General features: G+C 71.9%; 1 protein-coding gene. It reads right to left on the minus strand.

The window, feature by feature from the left end:
* Positions 1–1,208: phosphopantetheine-binding protein (locus tag ABZ449_RS42185; RefSeq protein ID WP_360357484.1), on the minus strand; the 1,208-nt coding region annotated here is incomplete at its 3' end.
* Between the last annotated feature and the right edge of the window lie 34 nt (positions 1,209–1,242).

Below are 1,242 nucleotides of genomic sequence, written 5' to 3' on the forward strand. Positions count from 1 at the left end.
TCGGCCACCGCGCCCGCCAACTCCTCGGAGGTGACCTCGACCAGCCGAAGCTCCCAGTCCAGCCCGTCCAGGCCCACGACCTGCTGGAACGGCTGGCCGTCGGCCACCGCGACCACCGTGCGGAGCACCTCGTGGCGGCCGAGCACGTCCCGCAGCGCCGCACCCAGCGCCGCCCGGTCCACCTCGCCCGACAGACGCAGCGCCACCGGGACGTTGTAGGTGGCGCTCGGCCCCTCCAACTGGTTGACGAACCACAGGCGTTGCTGAGCGAAGGAAAGCGGCAGCCGATCCGGGCGCTCGCCGGCGACCAGGGAGGCGCGGGCCTGCTCGGCCCCGCCCAGGCGGGCGGCGAGGGCTGCCGGGGTGGGCGCCTCGAACAGCGCCCGCAGCGGCACCTCCACACCCAGCACCGCGCGGATCCGACTGATCAGACGGACCGCGAGCAGCGAGTGGCCGCCCAGCGCGAAGAAGCTGTCCTCGACCCCGACCTGCTCCAGCCCGAGGACCTGCGCGAACGCCGTGCACACGAGCTCTTCTTGCAGGGTGGCCGCTGCCCGGCCCACGCCCGCCGTGTACTCCGGGGCGGGCAACGCGCGGCGGTCGACCTTGCCATTGACCGTCAGCGGAAGCGCGTCCAGCACCACCACCGCCGACGGCACCATGTACTCCGGCAACCGCCCACCGACGAACGCCCGCACCGACTCCGGGAGGACGGCCGTGTCCGCGTCCTCGGCCGGCACCACATACGCCACCAGGCGCACGTCACCGGGACTGTCCTCACGGGCGATCACCGCGGTCTGGGCGATCTGCGGGTGCCCGGCGATCACGGCCTGGACCTCACCCGGCTCAATGCGGAAACCACGGATCTTCACCTGGTCATCCACACGACCGCCGAACACCAACTGCCCGTCCACGGTCCAACGCGCCAGGTCACCCGTGCGATACAGACGCCCACCCACAGCACCGAACGGATCCGCGACGAACCGCTCCGCCGTCAGCCCCGCACGACCCAGGTACCCACGCGCCAGACCCGCACCCGCCACATACAACTCACCCACCACACCAGGCGCCACCGGCGACAGGAACTCGTCGAGCACATACACCCGCACATTCGGGTTGGGTCGGCCGATCGACGGCTCCTCGCCCACCACCAGCGCGTCGGTCACGGTCGCGCAGACCGTGGTCTCGGTCGGCCCGTAGGCGTTCACGAACTCCCGCCCCGGCGCGAACCGTTCGACCAGA

It is taken from the genome of Kitasatospora sp. NPDC005856 (assembly GCF_040629945.1).
In the GTDB taxonomy this organism is placed as follows: Bacteria; Actinomycetota; Actinomycetes; order Streptomycetales; family Streptomycetaceae; genus Kitasatospora.